The sequence below is a fragment of the Thalassospira profundimaris genome (genome assembly GCF_003326795.1).
Classification (GTDB): Bacteria; Pseudomonadota; Alphaproteobacteria; order Rhodospirillales; family Thalassospiraceae; genus Thalassospira; species Thalassospira profundimaris_C.
Window position 1 is genome coordinate 1 of record NZ_JPWI01000034.1, and the last position, 985, is coordinate 985.

Here is a 985-nt window from a genome sequence, read left to right on the forward strand (position 1 = left end):
GGGTAGAACGCGCTGATTCAGTGTTTTCCTGCGTGGAAGCAAGGTTCTGACCAGCGAAGTCCAGACGGTTCTGCGAGGTACCAACCGCAGCACGTGCACGCTGCAGGTCGTCAATCGCGCGGGTTACAACTTCAACAGCATTCTGGGCAGAGGCCGCAGTGCTGATGGCGTTGGCGCCAAGATCAGCAAGCGACGTGTCGGTGCCGGCAGAACCGGTGCCGAGTGCTTCAGAGTCAACCGAAGTCAGGTTGATCGACAGACGGTCATTTGCAGTGTTGCCACCGCCAACCTGGAATTCGATGCTTGCTGCCAGGGTCTGACCGTTGTCAGCAGCCATCGTAACTGTGTTTGCAGTCGAGTCGTTGGTTGCGCCAGCGTTAAACTGGGTATCAGTGCCGAAGTCGGATGCGCCGGTGTTATCGGCAGCGATCGAGTCAACCGAAGCGGTGAAGTTGTTGTTGATGGTGAAGGACAGACCAAGCTCGTCGAAGTTAAGAGTTGATTTGTCGCCTGCACTCATCTCTTTGCTGCCGCCGGTGATGTAGTCACTGACGTCGATCGACTGGGCACGGCTTGCTGCGCCGTCGATGTTGGTGGAAACGGTCATGATGACCTGACCACCTGCAGCATAATTGATGGCAACGGTAAAGTCGTTGTCAGTAACTCCGCCGGCATTCGTGTCGGTTGCCCAGTAGTTATTGTCAGTGATGGCAATCGCATCAAAACCGTTGGCAGCCGAGATAGCAGCGCCTGTACCAGCTGCTTCAAGGTCTGCATAGTCCAGCGCCACGTCACCACCGTTACCCAGAAGCTGGATACCGTTGAAGTTGGTGGAGGAGGCAATACGATCAACCTCGTCACGCAGTTCGGTAAACTCGTCGTTCAGGAAGCCACGTTCGGTATCGGACAGGTTGCCCGAGGAGGACTGAACAGCAAGTGTCTTCATGCGAACAAGGATATCGTCGATGGTTGCCATGCCGCCGTC

Annotated in this window: 1 protein-coding gene; it reads right to left on the reverse strand. The window is 55.8% G+C overall.

The window, feature by feature from the left end:
• Positions 1 to 985, reverse strand: a 985-nt coding sequence (locus TH30_RS21905) for a flagellin N-terminal helical domain-containing protein (protein WP_114100194.1), incomplete at both ends; no start/stop codon positions are given.